General features: G+C 61.4%; 16 protein-coding genes. 6 read left to right on the top strand and 10 right to left on the bottom strand.

Annotated features, from left to right (window positions below):
• Positions 1–900, top strand: coding sequence for a homocysteine S-methyltransferase family protein (locus tag BI292_RS13105; protein WP_101208131.1), 900 nt, complete (start codon positions 1–3; stop codon positions 898–900).
• A 120-nt stretch (positions 901–1,020) separates the two neighbouring features.
• Here BI292_RS13105 and BI292_RS13100 read toward each other — a convergent pair whose 3' ends face one another.
• Genes BI292_RS13100 through BI292_RS13090 form a run of 3 tightly spaced genes read right to left on the bottom strand, consistent with a single transcriptional unit; the run spans position 1,021 to position 2,791 of the window.
• On the bottom strand, positions 1,021–1,692 hold the full coding sequence (locus tag BI292_RS13100; RefSeq protein WP_101208130.1) for a GNAT family N-acetyltransferase: 672 nt from the start codon (positions 1,690–1,692) through the stop codon (positions 1,021–1,023).
• 19 nt (positions 1,693–1,711) lie between these two features.
• Complete coding sequence (locus BI292_RS13095; protein ID WP_101208129.1) at positions 1,712–2,158, bottom strand: GNAT family N-acetyltransferase; 447 nt, start codon at positions 2,156–2,158, stop codon at positions 1,712–1,714.
• 9 nt (positions 2,159–2,167) lie between these two features.
• Complete coding sequence (locus BI292_RS13090) at positions 2,168–2,791, bottom strand: FMN-binding negative transcriptional regulator (protein WP_101208128.1); 624 nt, start codon at positions 2,789–2,791, stop codon at positions 2,168–2,170.
• 102 nt (positions 2,792–2,893) lie between these two features.
• Between BI292_RS13090 and BI292_RS13085 the strand changes: the two genes are divergently transcribed.
• Positions 2,894–4,447, top strand: coding sequence for a PLP-dependent aminotransferase family protein (locus tag BI292_RS13085; RefSeq protein ID WP_101208127.1), 1,554 nt, complete (start codon positions 2,894–2,896; stop codon positions 4,445–4,447).
• 166 nt (positions 4,448–4,613) lie between these two features.
• Here the strand turns inward: BI292_RS13085 and BI292_RS13080 are convergent, their stop codons facing one another.
• From BI292_RS13080 to BI292_RS13065, 4 genes are all read right to left on the bottom strand, one after another.
• Positions 4,614–9,197 (bottom strand): dermonecrotic toxin domain-containing protein, encoded by a 4,584-nt coding sequence (locus BI292_RS13080; RefSeq protein WP_101208126.1) that lies wholly within the window; start codon positions 9,195–9,197, stop codon positions 4,614–4,616.
• 132 nt (positions 9,198–9,329) lie between these two features.
• The gene (locus BI292_RS13075) at positions 9,330–10,445 is read right to left on the bottom strand and encodes a polyamine ABC transporter substrate-binding protein (RefSeq protein WP_101208125.1); all 1,116 of its coding nucleotides are present in this window, start codon (positions 10,443–10,445) and stop codon (positions 9,330–9,332) included.
• Between the two features lie 12 nt (positions 10,446–10,457).
• On the bottom strand, positions 10,458–11,489 hold the full coding sequence (locus BI292_RS13070; protein WP_101208140.1) for a histone deacetylase family protein: 1,032 nt from the start codon (positions 11,487–11,489) through the stop codon (positions 10,458–10,460).
• A gap of 260 nt (positions 11,490–11,749) precedes the next feature.
• Positions 11,750–12,742, bottom strand: coding sequence for an AraC family transcriptional regulator (locus tag BI292_RS13065; protein ID WP_101208124.1), 993 nt, complete (start codon positions 12,740–12,742; stop codon positions 11,750–11,752).
• Positions 12,743–12,888: 146 nt separating this feature from the next.
• On the opposite strand from BI292_RS13065, the gene BI292_RS13060 reads away from it, so the two are divergent.
• Complete coding sequence (locus tag BI292_RS13060; protein ID WP_101208123.1) at positions 12,889–13,434, top strand: hypothetical protein; 546 nt, start codon at positions 12,889–12,891, stop codon at positions 13,432–13,434.
• Between the two features lie 55 nt (positions 13,435–13,489).
• Here BI292_RS13060 and BI292_RS13055 read toward each other — a convergent pair whose 3' ends face one another.
• The 3 genes from BI292_RS13055 to aspA all read right to left on the bottom strand — a co-directional run bounded on the left by BI292_RS13055 (position 13,490) and on the right by aspA (position 18,023).
• Complete coding sequence (locus tag BI292_RS13055; protein WP_101208122.1) at positions 13,490–14,494, bottom strand: asparaginase; 1,005 nt, start codon at positions 14,492–14,494, stop codon at positions 13,490–13,492.
• A gap of 142 nt (positions 14,495–14,636) precedes the next feature.
• Entirely contained in the window at positions 14,637–16,100 is a 1,464-nt protein-coding gene (locus BI292_RS13050; protein ID WP_092275946.1) for a sodium:alanine symporter family protein, read from the bottom strand.
• A 498-nt stretch (positions 16,101–16,598) separates the two neighbouring features.
• A complete protein-coding gene (gene aspA, locus BI292_RS13045; protein ID WP_008150027.1) occupies positions 16,599–18,023 on the bottom strand; it encodes an aspartate ammonia-lyase in 1,425 nt (474 codons plus the stop codon).
• Positions 18,024–18,203: 180 nt separating this feature from the next.
• Between aspA and BI292_RS13040 the strand changes: the two genes are divergently transcribed.
• From BI292_RS13040 to BI292_RS13025, 3 genes are all read left to right on the top strand, one after another.
• Entirely contained in the window at positions 18,204–19,112 is a 909-nt protein-coding gene (locus BI292_RS13040; RefSeq protein WP_092275949.1) for a LysR substrate-binding domain-containing protein, read from the top strand.
• A 332-nt stretch (positions 19,113–19,444) separates the two neighbouring features.
• Positions 19,445–19,936 carry a 5-(carboxyamino)imidazole ribonucleotide mutase gene (purE, locus tag BI292_RS13030; RefSeq protein ID WP_101208121.1) on the top strand — a complete coding sequence of 164 codons (492 nt, stop codon included), beginning with the start codon at positions 19,445–19,447 and terminating at the stop codon, positions 19,934–19,936.
• 11 nt (positions 19,937–19,947) lie between these two features.
• On the top strand, positions 19,948–21,030 hold the full coding sequence (locus BI292_RS13025; RefSeq protein ID WP_101208120.1) for a 5-(carboxyamino)imidazole ribonucleotide synthase: 1,083 nt from the start codon (positions 19,948–19,950) through the stop codon (positions 21,028–21,030).
• Positions 21,031–21,050: the final 20 nt, after the last annotated feature.

Here is a 21,050-nt window from a genome sequence, read left to right as displayed (position 1 = left end):
ATGAGCGCAGTAAGCACGGTGATTCTGGATGGCGGCATGGGTCGTGAGCTGCAACGTCGAGGGGCGCCGTTCAGACAGCCCGAGTGGTCGGCGTTGGCGCTGAGCGAAGCGCCGCAAGCGGTTGAAGCGGTGCACGCGGCTTATATCGAAAGTGGTGCCAACGTGATCACCAGCAACAGTTACGCGGTGGTGCCGTTTCATATCGGCGAGGCACGTTTTGCCGCAGAAGGTCAGGCGTTGGCGGCACTGGCCGGTGAATTGGCCCGGCGCGCGGTGCAAGCTTCGGGCAAAGCAGTGCGCGTTGCCGGTTCATTGCCGCCGCTGTTTGGTTCTTATCGTCCGGACCTGTTTGATGCGGCGCGGGTGACTGAATTGCTCTCGCCGCTGGTCAAGGGACTCGCGCCGCACGTTGATCTGTGGCTGGCGGAAACCCAGAGTTCGATCGTCGAGGCGCGGGCGATTCACGCCGGTTTGCCGCAGGACGGCAAGCCGTTCTGGTTGTCGTTTACCTTGAAGGACGAAGACACCGACGAAGTCCCGCGTTTGCGCTCCGGCGAACCGGTGGCCGAGGCGGCAGCGGTCGCGGCGGAGTTGGGCGTCGAGACGTTGCTGTTCAATTGCAGCCAACCGGAAGTGATCGGTGCGGCGATTGATGTCGCACGTGAGACGTTCGAGCGCTTGGGCGTGAAGATTCAGCTAGGCGCGTACGCCAATGCCTTCCCGCCGCAACCGAAAGAAGCGACGGCCAACGATGGTTTGGACCCGTTGCGCGACGATCTCGACCCGCCGGGTTACTTGCAGTGGGCGGCGGACTGGCAGACGCGTGGTGCCAGTCACTTGGGCGGCTGCTGCGGGATTGGGCCGGAGCATATTGCGGTGCTGGCTCAAAAACTCGTGTGAAGCCCATCGCGAGCAAGCTCGCTCCCACAGGGTTTTGGGTTGACCACAAAATTGTGATCACCCGCTATCCAATGTGGGAGCGAGCTTGCTCGCGATAGCGTCCTTCCAGGCATTAAAGATTTACCCGCGGCACTCAGCCAGGGTTTTCACCTGCCCCGAATCCGTCTGGTTTTCATCCGAAAGCCACTGCTCGAATGCCGCGCCCACCACCGGCCATTCCGAGTCCAGAATCGAATACCACGCGGTGTCGCGGTTCTGTCCTTTCACCACCATGTGCTGGCGGAACACGCCTTCGAAGCTGAAACCCAAACGCTCGGCCGCGTATTTGGAGCGCGCATTGCCGTTGTTGCACTTCCACTCCAGACGCCGATAACCCAAGGCAAACGCTTCCTTGGCGAGCAGATAAACCGCCTCGGTGCTTTTCGGTGAACGTTGCATCGGCGCGCCAAAGGTCACGTGGCCGATTTCGATGCGGCCCTGCGCCGGAACGATCGACATCAGGCTGAGCATGCCTTGCACGTCGCCGCTGGCACGGTCGATCACTGCGAAGAAATACGGGTCGCTGCTGGCCGCGTGGTTGTTCAGCCAATCGTTGAATACGCTGCGTTCTGGAAACGGCCCGTAAGGCAAGTAATCCCAGAGTTTCGGATCGGCGCCGGGGCCTTCCAGCGCCTGGAACAAGCCGTCGGCGTGGCGCGCCGGGTCGAGTTTTTCCAGGCGAATGAAGCGCCCTTCGAGCAGTCGCGTCGTAGGGGCCGGGGCGCCTTTCCAGTCCGCCAGTGAAGTGGCCATTTGTTGTTCTCCTGAAACCTTAAAGGGCTTTGCGAAACTGGATTAAACCGGGACGCTCGGCGATGCGCTCGTAGAGCTGGATCGCGGTCGCATTGGTTTCGTGGGTCAACCAGTGAACCTTGCAGCAACCATCAGCCTTGGCCGTGGCGTAGACGAATTCGATCAACTGCCGACCGACGCCGGTGCCACGCCTCTGCGGCGCCACCAGCAAGTCCTGCAAGTAACAGGAATTCTCGATGCTCCAGTTCGAGCGATGGTAGATGAAATTGACCATGCCCACCGCTTTGCCATCGGCCCAGGCAAGCGCCGAATGGGTCGGCTCGCCGGCATCGATCAGGCGCTGCCAGGTGCTGTGGCTGACGGCGTCGGGCAATTGCGTGTTGTAGAACTGCAAGTACGCTTGCCACAACGGCAGCCACGCGGCGTGGTCGTCGGCGGTGACCGGGCGGATTTCGATCAGGCTCATGGTTATTCCTTAACGCATCAATTGGGCGAGGGTTTGGTCCTGCGCATCGGAGCTGGCGGCCAGCCCTTCGCGCACGCCGGCAACGTCGGCGGCCGCGCGGTTCTGGCTGAGTTTGCGTTTGCCTTGCAGACGCTCGATGGGCAGCGCAAACCCGACGATGGCGCGGAGCATGCCGTCGATGTAGTCGGCGGGCGCGTCGGTGACTTTCCACGGGTCGGCGCGATTCGCTTCGTGGCGATCGGTGAGCGCGCTGACCAACGTGTGCAAGCGCTCGGCGTCAGTGAAAACTTCAGCGCTGCCGTAAGCGTGCACGGCGACGTAGTTCCAGGTCGGCACGACTTTGCCGTGCTCGGCTTTGCTCGGGTAGAAACCGGGGCTGACGTAGGCGTCGGCGCCGGCAAAAATCACCAATGCTTCGGCGCCGTTCTGCAAGTCTTTCCACTGCGGATTGGCCTTGGCCAAATGCCCGTAGAGTGTGCCATTTGCACCTTCTCCGGCCTCCAGCAGCAACGGGATATGGCTGGCCTGCAAGCCTTGCTCACCGTGGGTGACCAGCATGGCAAGGCGCGTGCCGAGGATCTGCTGCTGCAGTTCCGACAAATCTTCGATGGCGAATGAGCTGGGGTTGTACATGAGATTTCCCTTGGCGAATGGCCCCATCCTAGGCAGGCTATTGGTCCGTTGTAAGAGCCATTAGCGGCCAATTTCATAGGTCCATTCAGTGCGAGAACGGCGATGACCAGCGAACCGTTGTCCTTGTCCTTCAACCCGGCCGGCATCGAACTTGATCCGCGCCAAGGGCTGAGCCGGCAGCTCTATCAAGCCTTGCGCGCGCGGGTGCTCGATGGCCGACTGGCCAGCGGCACGCGTTTGCCGGCCACTCGCGATCTGGCGGCGGCGTTGTCGATTTCGCGCAACAGCGTGGTCCGCGCCTACGATCAGTTGTACGCCGAAGGGTTTATCGAAGGCCGGGTCGGCGACGGCACTTATGTCGCGCAATTGCCGCAAACCGCATTGCCGGCAAAAAAACTATCCACAAAACTGTCCACAGGCTTATCAACAGGCTTACCCACAACCTTATCCACAAATTGGCTGGATTTACCTGTGATTCCATCCAGTAAAGTTATCCACAATGTGGCTTTGCAGCGGGTTGAAAACAACCATTTGGCCCTGCCGCCCAGTGGTCCGCCGAAGGCTTTTCGAGTCGGTGTGCCGGCCTTTGATCTGTTCCCGTTCGAGGTGTGGGCCAAGCTCAACGCGGCTTTCTGGCGTAAACCGGATTTACAGCAGTTGTGTTACGGCGACCCGGCGGGCGATGAGCGATTGCGCGGAATGATCGCGGCCTATTTGCGCAGTTCGCGCGGCATGCAGTGCACGGCTGAGCAAATTGTGATCACCAGTGGCGCGCAGCAGGCGATTAGCCTTTGTGCACAGCTGCTAGTGGAGCCCGGCGATGGTGTGGCGATCGAGAATCCGGGCTACCGCGCGGCGGGTCATGCATTCGCCGTGGCCGGTGGCCGATTGCACGGCGTGGCGGTGGACGGCGAGGGGATCAATTGCGCTGAGCTGGAAGGGCTGAGCGATTGCCGCTTGGCTTATGTGACGCCGTCTCATCAATACCCGACCGGGGTGATCATGAGTCTGGCGCGGCGTCTGGAATTGTTGGCGTGGGCCGAGCGCAGTCAAGGCTGGATCGTCGAAGACGACTACGACGGCGAGTATCGCTACAGCGGCGCGCCGCTGGCACCCTTGGCGGCGCTGGATCGCCAGGGGCGCGTGTTGTATGTCGGCACGTTCGGCAAAGTGGCTTTCCCGGCATTGCGCCTCGGTTATCTGGTGTTGCCGCCGGCGCTGGTCGATGCGTTCTCGCGGCGCCGCGCCGTGGACGTGCGGCATTCGGAGGTCAGCACGCAAGCGGTGATGGCCGAGTTCATCGCCGCCGGGCATTTCCAGCGGCACATTCGGCGCATGCGTCGCGCCGCGTTGAGTCGTCGCAATGCGCTGCTGGCCGGTTGGCCGAAGGATATTCCGGGCGTCGGCAGCCTGCCGAATGTCGCGGCAGGCCTGCATTTGACTGTTTCGGTGGAAAGCGTCGCTCGCGAGCGCGAACTGGTGGCGCAAGCGGCGGCGGTCGGCGTTGAGATCAATCCGTTGAGCAGTTATTGGTTGGCCGATTCCACCCTGCCAGCAGATCAGCGCGCCGGGTTGGTGCTGGGTTTCGCCGCTGTGCCGGAGGCCGATATTTACTCGGCGCTGATGCGTTTGCGGGTTGCCTGGGGTTGCGACTGACCCCGCCAAACACCGATCCCCTGTAGCAGCTCCCGAGCCCGCGAGGGTGCGTTCGAGAACGCAATTCTCGCCTTGGGATTTACGCCTGCTACGCAGCCGAACGCAGCCTCGCGGGCTCGGCAGCTGCTACAAACGCCGGACGCAGGCTCCGCAGCTGCTACAGGATTCAACTATTTGTTGCGGCCGGTTTTATTGGTTCGAGGTCGAGAAACAGTGAGCGCGTCAGCGGATCGTTGATTCGGCGCAGCACGTAATCCATCGGTTCAATCAATTCGAGTTGTTGACGCAGTTCCGGCTCCAGCGTTTGCAGATAACTGTCGGCAATTTTCAGGTGCGCCGCGGTCGGTTGGCTGGCCGGGCTGTCGGCTGCCTCGTAGTGAAAGTGCGCGACCCATAGCGGCTGATCGCTACGCGTGGTGTCGAGTATTCGATATTCCTGAAAATAGTCTTTGCGATTTTTGGTTCTGATCCGCCCCAGTTCGTTGCGTACGACGGTGACTTGAGTGTTCTGATGCAACCACTGGAAATACTCCTGACGCGGTTTGCGTTTCTTCAGCATCGACGCTCGCACGTTGATCCCGGCGGTACGCAGTTGCTCGGCGCCGCTGCGCAGTTCGGCACTCAGCGTCGAGACCGGCGGCGGCTGACCGGTTGTGCTGCGGATGTTGGCTGAAGCGATATCGACCGCTGCGGCTTCATCCTCATATTTGAGTGCTTGCTGCTCGAACAGATGCTGCATGTCGGCGGGGATGCGGTTGGCGCGTTCGGCGTCCTTGCGCGTGCGCGTGATGAAACTCTCGACTTCAAGATTGAGCCCCAGCGCGTCGGCAATAACTTCCATGTCCTTTCGAACGGGTTTGGCCGGTTGCTCGCTCTTGGGCATCAAACGCTTGAAATGAGCCGTTTGCGCCGGCAGCTCGGTGTCCGTTGGCGAGTTGCGCGGGCGGGTTTTCGTGACTTTCACCTGCAGGCGCGACGGCCCGGCAACGGCGGGCGTTTCTTCCTGCTCGACGGCCCACTCATCTTCCGGCACAAGCGCCGAGAGCTGCGCCTGGGCAATTGCCTGGAACTCCTTGATCTGGTCATGCAAACGCGCCACTGCTTCGGGATGGGTCATGGCAGGGTATTGCTCGGGCAAGTCTTCGAGCCGTTGCAGTGCATCGGCGAAAGTATCGGTCAGTTGCGACAGCACATTGATGCGTTGCGCGGCGGGCGTTGGCGCCTGCGCGGGTTTCAGCAGATCGTTGAGTTTGTGACTCGCTTCCGAGGCATCGACCACGATGTCCGCCACCGCCGCACGGGCAAGCGGCATCATTTCGCTGGCCTGTTCTTGCACGCATTGCTCGTACGCCATGCCGATCAGGTTGGCCTTGTAATCCAGTTGCGAGTAGCGCGGCATCAGGCTTTTGATGGTGTGCGACGCTTCGCGGGAGGCGCGGCCCAACACTTTCAGGCCGTCCAGAGCTTCCTGCGCCCAGCCGATGCGCTGGATGATTGCGTGCGACACCTCGGTGGCTCGGCCAATCGTCGGCAAGTCGCCGCCCACGGGCACATTGGGGTTGATCGCGCCTTCGCCGGTCATCGGCGCAATGATCGTCGAATACAGAGAGCCCTTCACCGTGAACCACAGCGACAGGTATTTTTCCAGCAAGGTAGTCAGGCGCAGCATGTCGTAGGTGTAACCGATTGTGCCGCCCAGTTGGCGCCACTCGCCGAGTTGCGCGAGCGCTTCGCGGTAGTTGTCGATCACGCTTTCGATGCGGTCGGTATACGCCTTGGCGTGCGCTTCGTAGCCATCGACGGGCGCCAGCAGCATCGCATCCTGCAATGCCTGCACTTCATCTTTTATCGCCGTTTCCTGACGTTTGAACGCCTGGATTTTTTCCTCCAAGGCGTCCTTGCGCTGCTCTTTTTGCAGGCGGATGGCTTTCAAGCGGCTTTTCAAACCGCCGCCGCGCAGGCGCAGGCGCGTGTCGACGTACCAATTGCCGTGCAGGTCATGGATCAACAACGGCCCATTACGCATCGGGCTTTTGCGATTGAAGATTTCCACTTCGTCATCGCCATTGGTCATCACCTCGAACCAGCGTGTGCCGACCCTCGCGTAACGTTTGTCGTCGAGCTGGTACAGGTGCGGCGGAGCGCTTTTGAGGATGGTTACGTCGGCATTGTTCAAGTCCGGCGCGCTGACTTTCAGGGTGTCCAGATAAATACCCAGCGGACCTGGCGCGCGGCGCGGAACCGAGGCGGTTTCTTCCAGCGTGGTAGCGTGTTCCAGCGGCAGTTGGCCGGTCAGCAGGTGGCTGTCGAACGTCATGGTGGTCGCGGCAGTCGCCGGTGCCAGCAAGCGCGGCACCGATTTTTGCTGCAGCGAGCTGCGGCGTTTGCCGGGTCTGCGCTCGACCTCGACGCGATTGCGGCGCTGACTGGCGCGGTGGATCAGGATCATCCCCAGCGTCATCAGCACGTCGCCAAGCGACGTCCATTGCACCAGGCTGTCGCCGCGTTCGCGTGCTTCCAGCCCTTGCTGCAATTGCCCGATGCATTGCCAGACCCACGCGGCGGTGCCCACCGGGCCGGTCAGAAAAGTCGAGGCGATATTGAAAATCGCCCAGCCACTGTCGCGCAGCAGTTCCCAGCGACGCTCGCCGTTCGACAGCGATTGCCGATCCGCTTGTTCGACCAACGTGTTGGCGTTGCTGGTAAACAACGTGGGTAACAGATTTTCGCGAATTTCGTCGGTGCCCAGGCTGATCGGCCCGCTCAAGTCGAGGTTGAACAGCATCTCGATCCCGGTTTGCGTGGTCAGCCACGGTGACGGCAGGCCGACCGGAAACACGTACTGCGAATATTCGAAACTGAGCGCCGGGGTCGGCAGCCAGGCCAGCACCGAGTCGCGCAGTTCGCCAGGCTGGTGGATGGCGTAAATCATGTTTTGCAGCGAGGCGAATTGCAGCAGCGGTTGTTCCAGCGCCGGACGGTAGAGCAGGCACGGACTGTTGTGCGGATGCCGTGGGCCGATGATGAACATGTTCGCCACGGTATCGCCCGTCGACAACAAACGATGGCGCGGCACGAAACTCAATGGGCGGATGACGATGTCCTGCGACTCCTGCGGCGGATGACCCTGTGCCCGGTCCATCAATTCACAGATGTAGCGATAACCCGTCGCGTTGACGCCGCCGTCCTTTTGCAGCTTGCATTCCAGAGCCTTGAGTTTGAGCAGGTCGGGCAACAGGTTGACATACCGTTGCAGTTGATCAAATGCCAGCGTGTCATCGTCGATGAGGTGAGCCTTGAGCAGCGCCGGGTAGTTTTTGCCGACATCGACCTGCTGCGCAATTTTCACCAGGTAAGGCACCGTCAGCCAGGCAGGGCAGGCCTGATTGTTTAGAAATTTCAGCGCCGCTTTGTACGGCGTGTTGTTCTGCAGGGCGAACTGGCCGAGGGTTTCGACGTGGGTTTCCTGCGGGTTGGGCAGGGTGAAGGCGCCGACGCTCAGACTGCTGACGACAACAATGCGCAGGTCCTCAAGGGGCAGCGCAGCAGCGTCATTGGCATGCGCGCTGCGGTCCGCGATGATCGCGTTGCGCATCTGTTGTTCGGCATATTCGCTGATCAACTGGATGTCGTTGAGCCCGGAAGCGTTGCGCAATCGGCCCTGATTGGACAGGTAATGGCCGTAGGCTTGCAGGTCGGACGCGGAGGCGTTGGCCAGCCACGCGGGTATCGCCGCTTCGAGTTGGTCGAAGTGGACCTTTTCTTCGGCGCTGAAATTCCCGGGACCGCTGGAGGCGGGTGAAATGGGCAGCGTGGTTGCATCGGCCGAGGATTGCAGCGAAGAGATCGCCTCCATTTGCCCGGCGATCAGCGCCCACGCGACGTAATCGAACACGTTGCCATCCGGTTCGAACAGCCGCCATTGCCAGGTATGCCCGGTGTCCTCCATGCCCATGCGCGTCGGCAGGGAAGCGCCCAACGCTTGCATGGACGCGAAAGTCTCGTAGCCGCCCTCGATGCTGTGCAGCAGCAGGATCTCGCGGTTGTTATGGGTCGCCTTGAGCACGATTGCGCCGCTGAGTACGACGTGGCGGACGTTGTCCGGCTCGTCGTAATCGATATCGATCAGGCACGCCTGAATGCCCGGGATCGCGGTGTTGGCCGTGGCTCGCTCGGTTTTGTCGGGGTAGGCGGAAACGGCTCGTGCGACTTCGCAGTCATCGGCGGTCCAGCCTTTGATCTGTTGCAGGTTCAAGGCCTTTCTCAGGGTGTCGCTGAGTTCATGCCAGCGCGGTTTGCCGCTGATTGGCGCGTTCCAGTAAGCGAGTTGCTGCTGCTGGAATTCGACAAACAGCAGCGGCGCGTAGTTGTTCAGCAGGTTGGCGATGTCCTCGATGCTGACCGCCAGTTGTACGGGGTATTCGGTGAGCGGCGCGGGGGTCAGGAAGTGCTCGCCTTCAATGAAGTTGGCCGCCCGTGCCGAGCGACTTTGCGCCAGCAACGTGGTGGTCATGGTTTCGATCAGCGGCTCGAAGCTGTTCAGCGATTCACCGGCCGGCTCCCAGTGCGGGGTGACGATCAAGGTGTGATCCGGATCGATGTGCAGGTTCGGGTACAGCTCGTGCAGCGCTTCGCGCAACAGTTTTGCGCCGACTTCCCGCAGGCTGGGGCCGCGGCTGGTCTGGTAGATCAGCGCACTTTTTTCCTGCAGCAGCATGGCGTTGTTGAGGTGTTCGGGCGGGGAGGTCATGGTCGGTTCCTTGTTGATCGGGGCATTACGGAGTGGCTCACGGTAGGAAACGCGATGCTGCTGCGGGTGGTAGCTATTTATCGCAGGCAAAAAAAGACCCGCGCGTGGCGGGTCTGGTGGCTGGGCGGATGATCAGGTGCCGGATTTGATTTTGGTCCACGCTCGCGTGCGTGCGCGTTCGGCATCACGCGGCAGCGGTTGCAAGGTGTAGAGCGTGCTCATCGCCGACTCGGTCGGGTACAGGTTGGGGTTGTTGCGGATCGCCGGATCGACCAGCTCGGTGGCGTCCTTGTTCGGGTTCGGGTAACCGACAAAATCGCTGACCGGCGCAATCACCTGCGGTTGCAGCAGGTAGTTGATGAAGGTGTAGGCGTCTTGCGGGTTCTTCGCGCCTTTGGGAATCGCGAGCATGTCGAACCAGATCGGGGCGCCTTCTTTGGGCAAACGCATGTCGACCACCACACCGTTTTTCGCCTCTTTGGCGCGATTGGCGGCCTGGGAGAAACTGCCGGAATAACCGACCGCGACGCAGATGTCACCGTTGGCGATGTCGGCCATGTATTTAGAGGAATGGAAGTACGTCACGTACGGCCGAATCTTCATCAGCAGCGCTTCAGCCTTTTCGTAATCCGCCGGTTTTGTGCTGTTCGGGTCGAGGCCCAGGTGTTGCAGGGCCAGCGGCAGGATCTCCGACGGCGAGTCGAGCAGGGCGACGCCGCACTGCTTGAGCTTGCTGAGGTTTTCTTCCTTGAAGATCAGGTCCCAACTGTCCACCGGCGCGTTGGCGCCGAGCGCGGCTTTGACTTTGTCCGGGTTGAAGCCGATCAGGATGGTGCCGTACATGTACGGCACGGCGAATTTGTTGCCGGGGTCGTTGGCCTCGATCAGCTTCATCAACTTGGGATCGAGGTGATTCCAGTTCGGCAACTTGCTGCGGTCCAGCGGCTGGAACACCCCGGCTTCAATTTGCTTGGCGAGGAACACGTTGGACGGCACCACCACGTCGTAACCGGAATTGCCGGTGAGCAACTTGGCTTCGAGCGCTTCGTTGGTGTCGAAGATGTCGTAGACCAGTTTGGTCTGGGTGTTCTGTGTCTTGAAGTCTTCCAACGCCTTGGGCGTGATGTAGTCGAACCAGTTGTAGACGCGCAACGTTCGCTCTTCGGCGTGGGCGGCGCCGCTGAGCAACGTCGCGCACAGCATCGTGGGGACGAACGCTGGAGCGATAAAACGCTTGAGTCTGTTCATTGTTTTAATTCCTCAATGGGCGCTTTCAAAACCTTCGAGAACGTTGACGGCGTTGATGCCGATTTCCTCTACCGCGTAGCCACCTTCCATGACAAACAGCGTCGGTTTGCCGAGCTTGCCGATGCGTGCGCCCATGGCCAGGTAATCCGGGCTGTCGAGCTTGAACTGCGAGATCGGATCGTCCTTGAACGTGTCGACGCCCAGCGACACGACGACGATGTCGGCGCCGTACTTTTCGATCTGCTCGCAGGCCTGATCCAGCGCGGCGCTCCAGGTCTCCCAGCCTGAGCCGGCGGGCAGAGGGTAGTTGAAGTTGTAGCCTTCGCCGGCGCCTTCGCCCAGTTCATCGTCGTAGCCGAGGAAGAACGGGAATTCGGCTTCCGGGTGGCCGTGGATCGAGGTGAACAGCACGTCGCTGCGCTCGTAGAAAATCGATTGCGTGCCGTTGCCGTGGTGGTAATCGACGTCGAGGATCGCGACTTTTTTGTGGCCCTGATCGATGAAGGCCTGAGCGGCAATTGCGGCGTTGTTGAGGTAGCAATAACCGCCCATCAAATCGCTGGCGGCGTGGTGTCCCGGCGGACGACACAACGCGAAAGCAGTGCGGGCGCCGCGCTGGATCGCTGCTTGCGCGGTCAACGCCACTTGCGCTGCGCTGTACGCCGCTTGCCAGGTACCCGCGGTGATCGGCGCGCCGCCGTCGAAACTGTAATAACCGAGCTGGCCGTGCAGGCTGGTCGGCATGATTCGCCGCAGTGTGCGCGCCGGCCAGGTGTAGGGCAGCAAGTCGCCGTCGGTATTGAACTCGGTCCAACGGGCCCAGGCGCCTTTGAAGAAATCGAGATAGGCGTGGTCGTGAACTCGCTGGATCGGCCCGAGGCCAAAGTCCTGCGGCACTTCGACCGCGCCGAGTTGGCGATCCTTGACCCGCTGCAGCACATGGTCGGCGCGCGAGGGCATTTCGAAGCAGGGCATCAGTTGCCCGTCCATCAATTCGCAGCGGCCGTGGTGCAGGTGGTGATCGTCCGAGTAAATCGTCAGCATTTTGTTGTTCTCCGCAGGCTGATTCGGTTGCACCCAGTCTTGCCTCGCACGGCGTTTGGGAGAACGGCAGGAGAGGCCAAAAGGGGATCGATATGGCCAAAACCTCTGACCGCAATTCGCCCCTTGTTGGCGCGCGGCTGCCCCCGAATGACGCAGGACCCGTAGGAGCGAGGCTTGCCCGCGAAGGCGTCCTTGCGAACGCTAAAAGCTTCGCGGGCAAGCCTCGCTCCTACAGGAATTTGATTCCTGCGTCGTTGTGCTTAAGGGCGGAACTGACTCGGCGCAACGCCGCTCCAACGCACGAACGCGTGGCGGAAACTGGCGGTTTCGCTGAAGCCCAGCGCCTCGGCGATCTGGTAAATCGGCAGTTGATCGTCGCAGAGCATTTGTTTGGCTTGCTCGAATCGCAGCTCATCGAGCAACTCCTGATAGCTGCAGCCCAAATCCTTGAGGTGTCGGCGCAAAGTGCGCGCCGAACATTTCATCTGCGCCGCCAGCCCCTCAAGTCCCGGCGCCGCGTTCAATTGCGCGCCGAGCAACTGGCGAATCCGCCCCAGCCACGCCTGACGCCCGGTGAACTCGGTGTTCTGCTTGCGGCAACGTTCGGCCATGGCTTGGTGGGTGATGGCGTCGGCCAGCGGCAACTGCTGATCGAGCCACGCGCGGTCGAAGGCGAAGGCGTTGTCCGGCGCATTGAAGTTCAAAGGGCAATTGAAGTGTTCGGCGTAGGTCGCCTGATAATCCGGCGCCGTGTGCTCGAAGCGTGCGCCGAGCAGCGGCAGCGGATGGCCGAGCAGGTCGTCGCAGATGACTTTCAACGACACCAGGCAGAATTCGGCATTGAACACCGCCAGCGCCGGGTTCTCCCGATAATCGGCGGCGACGAACCAGACGCGCTCGCCATCGTCTTCCAGGCTCAGCTCGAAAAGTGTTCCCAACAGCGCCGGATAACGCATCGCCAGGCGCAAAGCGTCACCGAAGGTGGCACTGGTGAGCAGCGCATAACCGAGCATGCCGTAGGACGAAACGTGCATGCGCCGGCCCAGTTCCAGGCCGATATCACGCTTGAGCGCGACCGCATTGGCGCAGACCTGCATCTCTTGATTGGTGGTAATGCGCGTGTCCGCCCGGCTCAGATCCGCCGCGCTGATGCCGCTTCCGGCGAGCAACGCTGCGCTGGACAGGCCCTCGGCCTTGAAGGTGTCGAGCACCAGGGAGACGGCGTTAAGGGTGGTGAGGTGGGAATGGAGCATGGGAGCTTCCGTCCATGAGGTCTGCCGGAAGGGAGCAAGTTGCATGCCGTTATGGCTGGCGACTGCTTGCCGCCGATTGCCGATTGGTGCAACCTGCCTGCCATTCACCCTCGGGTGGCGTGGCACACAACCATAAGGGACTAGGTATGACATTCACTCCATCGCGCTCCATGCTCCTGGCCTCCAGCCTGTTGCTCAGCTCGTTGTGCTTTGCCGAAGGCGAGCCGGCCGACGGCAGCAGCATCAAGGATTCGGCCAAGGCTGCGGTCTCGTCGGCGATTTCGGCTGGCAAGAACCTGTTGGGCGGGGTCAGTGAAGGGGTGCTCGACGGGCGCCAGTCGGCACAGGGCGTTGACGGTGCTTCGATCATTTCCTCTCGCGAGCAAATGAAGGACCGCGTCGATGTGCAGGTGCTGAAGACCGAGGCCGTCGGCGACACGTTCAATGTCACCCTGGGCTTCAAGAACAGCAGCGACAGCCAACTGCGCTTGATCAACCTCAAGCAGACCGGAGCCTTGCTGGCGATCGATCAGGACGGTTACGCCAACGGACTGACCGCCAGCCTGGATAACCCTGATGAGGTCACCGTTCCGCCCAAAGCGGCGATACGGCAGAAATTCACGTTTGAAGGGCCGATCGAGACGTCCACCACGGTGCGTGTGTGGGGCCAGGATTATCAGGTCAAGAAGTAAGCCTCGCGGCTAGCCGGCGCCTGCCAAATCGCAGGCGCCGGCCAGCCGCGATGGATCAGCTCAACTCACCACACAGATCCAGTTCGACCAGGCGTCGCACGTCGGCGTTATCCAGGTCGGCGCCGAGCAGCGCATGGAGCTTGCCGAACGCTGCTTCACGGGTCATACCGCCGCCCGACAACACGCCAGTGCCGCGCAAGCGACTGCCAGCCTCATACACATCCAGCTCGACCCCACCTTCATGGCATTGCGTGACCGCAACCACCGCCACGCCGTTGTCCCGCGCCCGTTCCAGGCTGGCGAGAAACGCAGGGTTGTCGCTTGGCCCGGTGCCGCTGCCGTAGCATTCCAGCACCAGACCCTGAATGCCGCTGTCGAGCAGGCCGTTCAGCACCTCGGCGCCGATGCCGGGGAACAGCGGCAGCACCGCAACGTTCGCGAGGTTTTTCGGCTGGTTATAGGTCAGTTCTGTCGGCAGTGAAGTCGCCTTCACGCCGCCGCCCTGACGTTCCAGGCGCTTGAACGGATGGCGGCCGAAACTGCGCACTTTCGCGCAGCGTGTCGGTTCCAGCAGTTCGCCGTGGAAATACAGGTGAACGCCCGGCGCCAGGCCTTGGCCGAGCGCGACCAGTGCACCGCCGAGGTTTTCCCAGGCATCGCTGTCAGTCACGCCGGCCGGCAGCATCGAGCCGGTAAAACATACGCGCGCGTGCAGGCCGAGCAATTGGAAACTCATCGCCGCCGCGCTGTAGGCGAGGGTGTCAGTGCCGTGCAGGATCAACACGCTGTCGCAGCCCTGCACGTCCACCGCATCGACCACGGCTTCGCGCAGTTGCTGCCAGTAGGCGGGGGTCATGTTGGCGCTGTCGATCAGCGGGCTCATCTCGCGAAAATGCCACTGCGGCACCACGAGTTGCGGTTGGCTGTGCAGGTATTCGCGCATCCGCGCTTCGAAACCGGATGCCGGGGCCAGACCGGCAGCGCTGGCCTGCATGCCGATGGTGCCGCCGGTGTAGAGCACCATGACGTGCTGGGCGGCAGGGTAGGTCGAGGAATTCATGGAGACTCTCCGAAGAACGATGAGGTCCCCTGTAGCAGTGAGCCGGCTCGCGAAAGCGATGTATCAGTCAACGGTGAAGTTGAAGGTTACAACCGCTTCGCGAGCAGGCTCGCTGCTACAAGGTTTTTCGCACTTTAACCGATCAGCGTTGCGCTGCGGCTACGTCTTGAGGCTTGGCTTGCGTCGGGGCTTCAACCTTGCTGGCAGAGGCTGGCGGGTTGGCTGGCCAGGCTTGCAAGTCGAGGTCGAGGTCCGGGAACTTGCTCGAATCGAACACCGGCGTCTTGATCCCGGCAGCGCGCTGGTCGTCGTAGTCACGCAGCACGCGCATGGCGATCTTGAACAGCAGGAACAGCGCGATCAGGTTGACGAACGCGAGCATGGTCATGGTGATGTCGGCAAACGCGAACACCGTGCCGAGGTTTTCGACCGCGCCCCAGTAGATCAACACCAGCACCAGCGCGCGATAAGCCATCAGCGCCAAGCGGTTTTCACCGATCAGGAAACGCAGGTTGCTCTCGCCGAGGTAGTAGTTGTAGAGGATCGAGGTGAACACGAACAACGACAGCGCCACGGAGATGAAGCTGCGGCCCCAGTCACCGACGACAGCGGCCAGCGAGTTCTGGGTCAGGGCAATGCCGTCGCCTTCAAAGCCCGGCGTGTAGAAACCCGACAACAGGATCAGCAACGCGGTGCAGGTGCAGATGATGAAGGTGTCGAGGAAAACGCTGAACGCCTGAACCACACCTTGTGCCACCGGGTGCTCGACCGACGCAACCGCCGCCACGTTGGGCGCACTGCCCAGACCGGCTTCGTTGGCGAACACGCCGCGTTTCACGCCCATGATGATCGCGCTGCCGACCAGGCCGCCGAACGCTTGATCCAGACCAAAAGCGCTTTTGACGATGGTCATCAGCATCGCCGGTACGTGGTCGAATTGCAGCACGATCACGTAGAGGGTCACGCCGATGTACACCAGGGTTTTGACCGGCACCAGCAGGTCAGCGACCTTGGCGATGCGCTTGATCCCGCCGATGAACACCAGACCGAGCAACACCGCCAGCGCGGCGCCGGTGTAAGTCGGGTCGAGTTCGAATGCGTCTTTCAGCGAGTGGGTCACGGCGTGGGATTGCAGGCCGTTGAAGGCAAAACCGAAGGTCACCAACAGCAGGAATGCCATGACCATGCCCAACCAGCGCTTCTGCAAACCGTGCTGAATGTAATAGGACGGGCCGCCGCGATAGGTGCCGTCGGAGTCGCAGCGTTTGTAGAGCTGGCCGAGGGAACATTCGAAGAAGCTGCTGGACATGCCGACCAGCGCGGTCACCCACATCCAGAACACTGCGCCCGGGCCGCCCATGGTCACGGCGATGCCGACACCTGCGATGTTGCCGGCGCCAACGCGACCGGCGAGGCTGAGCATCAGCGCCTGGAACGAGCTGAGCTGACCGGCGCTGCTTTTGAGGCTGTCGCGAAACACCGCGAACATATGGAAGAAATGGCGCAATTGAACGAAACGCGAGCGGATCGTGAAGTAGCCACCGAGCCCGACAATGAGCACGATCAGTACTTTCTCTGAGAGGAAGCCGTTGATGACTTCGAGCATGGAGTATTCCTCGCTGTTTTTTGTTTAAGCAAATGCTGGATTGGCAGAAACATCGCGTTACACCGGTTTGCGCAGGGCAAAACAGGTGAGGCGAATGTGTCGTCCCGGGTTCCATATCGCGGAGTTTGTTATTAGTTCGGGTTTCGCATGGGTTTGGGCCTCGTTACCGACGACCGCTCACGCGAAGAGGGGCGGCACTATACCTATCCGAGTGCCGTCCGTCTGCACGGTAGCGGTGCAAGCGACGAAACGAAGCCCTTTCTCATGTGGGAGCACGGCTTGCCCGCGATGGCGATGTTGAGGGCGCCATCGCGGGCAAGCCTTGCTCCCACAGAAGTCGAGTCAGGCACGAGTTGTACGGTCGGGCCTGTAAACAGTTAAAAAAAGGGCTTGGGGAATAAATCCCCAAGCCCTCAAAAGGTGAGAGGTGTCTAGTCCCTCGACCTGGTGAGCGTGGCTCTCGTGCCCTTGGTTACAAGAGCAAGAACCGGCGTTTGGTCAAGCCTTGAGAGGCACCAGACGCGGAGCAATCATGTTTTCCGGGCGCAGGATGTCGGCGAGCATTTCGTCGTCGAGCAAGCCTTCTTCGCGCACCAGTTCCAGCACGCCGCGGCCGCTTTCAAGGGCGATGCGGGCGATGCGGGTGGCGTTCTCGTAGCCGATGTACGGGTTCAGCGCGGTGACCAGACCGATCGAGTGTTCGACCAGTTCGCGGCAGCGCTCTTCGTTGGCGGTGATGCCGACGATGCAGTGCTCGCGCAGCATGTCCATGGCGCGTTGCAGCAGGCGGATCGAGTCGAAGATCTTGAACGCGATCAGCGGCTCCATCACGTTCAGTTGCAGTTGGCCGCCTTCGGCCGCGATGGTCAGGGCCAGGTCGTTGCCGATGATCTGGAACGCTACCTGGTTGACCGCTTCCGGGATCACCGGGTTGACCTTGCCGGGCATGATCGAACTGCCTGGCTGACGCGCCGGCAAGTTGATTTCGTTGATCCCGGTCCGTGGGCCGCTGGACAGCAGGCGCAGGTCGTTGCAGATTTTCGACAGCTTGACCGCGGTGCGCTTGAGCATGCCGGAGAACAGCACGAAGGCGCCCATGTCGGAAGTCGCTTCGATCAAGTCAGCGGCCGGTACCAGCGGTTGACCGCTGATCAGCGCCAGACGCTCGACGGCGAGGTGCTGGTAACGCGGGTCGGCGTTGATGCCGGTGCCAATCGCGGTGCCGCCCAGGTTGACTTCGGTCAGCAGTTCCGGGGCCAGCGTCTTCAGACGGGCCAGGTCTTCGCCCAGTGTGGTGGCGAATGCACGGAATTCCTGGCCGAGGGTCATCGGCACGGCGTCTTGCAGTTGCGTGCGGCCCATTTTCAGGACGTGAGCGAATTCCTGACCTTTGGCCGCGAATGCCTGAATCAGGCTGTCGAGGCTGGCCAGCAGCGCGTCGTGGCCCAACAGCAGACCCAGGCGAATCGCCGTCGGGTAAGCGTCGTTGGTCGACTGCGCCATGTTCACGTCGTTGTTCGGGTGCAGGTATTGGTATTCGCCCTTCTGGTGGCCCATGGCCTCCAGCGCGATGTTGGCGATGACTTCGTTGGCATTCATGTTGGTCGACGTGCCAGCGCCGCCCTGAATCATGTCGACCACGAACTCTTCGTGGAAGTCGCCGCGGATCAATCGTGCACAGGCTTCGCTGATGGCAGCGTGCTTGGCTTCGCTCAGATGACCCAGCTCGCGGTTGGCGTCAGCGGCGGCCTGTTTGACCATGGCCAGGCCGACAACCAGCTTCGGGTAATGCGAAATCGGAACGCCGGAGAGACGGAAGTTGTTCACCGCTCGCAGGGTCTGGATGCCGTAATACGCTTGAGCGGGTACTTCGAGTACGCCAAGCAGGTCTTTTTCTGTGCGGAATGATGCAGCGGAGGACATGATAGAAATCATCTCAATATGGACCCGGTCTGTGCCGGAACGCTGCAAATGCTAGGCTTGTGAACAATTTTGGGCCAATGCTGTTAAGCGCTGGCCTATGCACATTCGGCATAATGCCGATGTGACGCCGTGTACGCGGCAAACGTGTGAGCTAATTTGGTGCGTGTCCGGGAGGACCTGATGAATCTGGAAAGCAAATGGCTGGAGGACTTTAGCGCCCTGGCCGCCACCCGCAGTTTCTCCCAGGCGGCTGAGCGGCGCTTTGTCACCCAGCCTGCGTTCAGCCGGCGGATCCGCAGTCTGGAAGCCGCGCTGGGCCTGCAACTGGTCAACCGCTCGCGCACGCCGATCGAACTGACGGCGGCGGGGCAGTTGTTTCTGGTGACGGCGCGCACGGTGGTGGAACAGTTGGGCGAAGTGCTGCGCCATCTGCATCACCTTGAGGGCGGGCAGGGCGAAGTGATGCAAGTGGCGGCGGCTCACTCGTTGGCATTGGGCTTCTTCCCGCGCTGGATCGCGCAGTTGCGTAATGAAGGTTTGAACATTGCCACGCGGCTGGTAGCGACCAACGTTGGCGATGCGGTGCACGCGTTGCGCGAGGGCGGTTGCGATTTGATGCTGGCGTTCTACGACCCGGACGCGGCGATGCAAATGGACCCGGAGATTTTCCCATCGCTGCACTTGGGGCAAACCGAGATGTTGCCGGTGTGCGCGGCGGATGCTGACGGCAAACCGTTGTTCGATCTGGAGGGCGACGCCAGTGTGCCGCTGCTGGCCTACAGCGCCGGGGCGTTTCTGGGGCGCTCGGTGAATTTGCTGCTGCGCCAACGCGCGCTGCGCTTTACCACTATCTATGAGACCGCGATGGCCGACAGCCTGAAAAGCATGGCGCTCGAAGGCTTGGGCATTGCCTGGGTGCCGCAACTGAGCGTGCGCGCCGAGCTGGCGCGCGGTGAGCTGGTGGTGTGCGGCGGCCCGCAATGGCACGTGCCGCTGGAGATTCGCCTGTACCGCTGCGCGCTGGTGCGCAAGGCCAACGTGCGATTGCTCTGGCGCAAACTCGAGGGCGGTGCCGCGCAAGGTTCCTGAGTAAACCGACTAACCCCTGTGGGAGCGAGCTTGCTCGCGATGACGGTCTTGCATTCAGGATCAAGGTTGACTGACCGGACGCTATCGCGAGCAAGCTCGCTCCCACAGGTGGATTGCGGGGTATTTGACTGACTCTCAAGTCAATAAAACCGCGACTTTTGGGGTTATGACAGATGGTCGCGCAGGGGGCTGTTTATCTGCTTCATTGAGGTATACTGCGCGGCCTTCGGCCGGCTTGACTGGCCATTTTTCGTACAATCGAGCCACGCATTTTTGCGTGGCTTGTTGTTTTTTGACGCGCCCCCGGGCGCCCAGAGAGAAGAGGCACGACGATGAGCGCACTGGTTGGCGTGATCATGGGCTCCAAGTCCGATTGGTCCACCCTTAGCCACACCGCCGACATGCTGGAAAAGCTCGGCATTCCTTACGAGGTGAAAGTGGTCTCCGCCCACCGCACCCCGGACTTGCTGTTCCAGTACGCCGAAGAAGCTGAGGCGCGAGGCATCGAGGTGATCATCGCCGGTGCCGGTGGCGCGGCGCACTTGCCGGGCATGTGTGCGGCCAAGACCCACCTGCCGGTGCTCGGCGTTCCGGTGCAGTCGTCGATGCTGTCGGGCGTCGATTCGCTGCTCTCGATCGTGCAAATGCCGGCGGGCATTCCGGTTGCCACCCTGGCCATCGGCAAGGCTGGCGCGATCAACGCCGCGCTGCTCTCGGCGAGCATCCTCGGCGGCAAGCACCCGCAGTTCCACGCGGTGCTGAAAACTTTCCGTGCTGAACAGACAGACAGCGTCCTGGACAATCCAGACCCACGCATCGCCTGAGGTTGTTGACGATGAAGATCGGTGTAATCGGTGGCGGCCAATTGGGCCGCATGTTGGCGCTGGCGGGCACTCCGCTCGGCATGAACTTCGCTTTCCTCGACCCGGCGCCGGATGCATGCGCCGCTGCTTTGGGCGAGCACCTGCGGGCCGATTACGGCGATCAGGATCACTTGCGCCAACTGGCCGATGAAGTCGATCTGGTGACCTTCGAGTTCGAAAGCGTCCCGGCCGAAACCGTGGCGTTTCTGTCGCAGTTCGTGCCGGTCTACCCAAGCGCCGAAGCGCTGCGCATCGCCCGTGATCGCTGGTTCGAGAAGAGCATGTTCAAGGACCTGGGGATTCCCACCCCGGCGTTCGCCGACATTCAATCGCAAGCGGATCTGGACGCCGCGGTAGCGTCCATCGGTCTGCCCGCCGTGCTGAAAACCCGCACACTCGGTTACGACGGCAAGGGCCAGAAAGTCCTGCGCACGCCTGAAGATGTGGTCGACACGTTCGCCGAGTTGGGCAGTGTTGCCTGTCTGCTGGAAGGCTTCGTGCCGTTCACCGGCGAAGTGTCGCTGATCGCCGTGCGGGCCCGCGATGGCGAAACGCGCTTCTATCCGCTGGTACACAACACCCACGACAGCGGCATCCTCAAGCTGTCCGTGGCCAGCACCGATCACCCGTTGCAGGCGCTGGCGCAAGACTATTCCAGCCGTGTGCTCAAGCAGTTGAATTACGTCGGCGTGATGGCGTTCGAGTTCTTTGAAGTCGACGGTGGCCTCAAGGCCAACGAAATCGCCCCGCGCGTGCACAACTCCGGGCACTGGACCACTGAAGGCGCCGAATGCAGCCAGTTTGAAAACCATCTGCGCGCCGTTGCCGGTTTGCCGCTGGGTTCGACGGCCAAGGTCGGTGAGAGCGCGATGCTCAACTTCATCGGCAAAGTGCCGGACACCGAGAAGGTCCTGGCCATCGACGATTGCCATCTGCATCACTACGGCAAAGCATTCAAGGTCGGGCGCAAGGTCGGTCACGCCAACTTGCGTTGCGCTGATCGCGAAACCCTGGCCGCGCAGATTCTCAAGGTTGAAGCGCTGATTGCCGAATAGTTTCATTTCGGCGCTGCGGA

The sequence above is a fragment of the Pseudomonas sp. 43NM1 genome, from assembly GCF_002836905.1.
Taxonomy (GTDB): Bacteria; Pseudomonadota; Gammaproteobacteria; order Pseudomonadales; family Pseudomonadaceae; genus Aquipseudomonas; species Aquipseudomonas prosekii.
The sequence above is the reverse complement of the archived record's forward strand: the minus strand, read 5'-3'. Positions and strand labels throughout refer to the sequence as shown.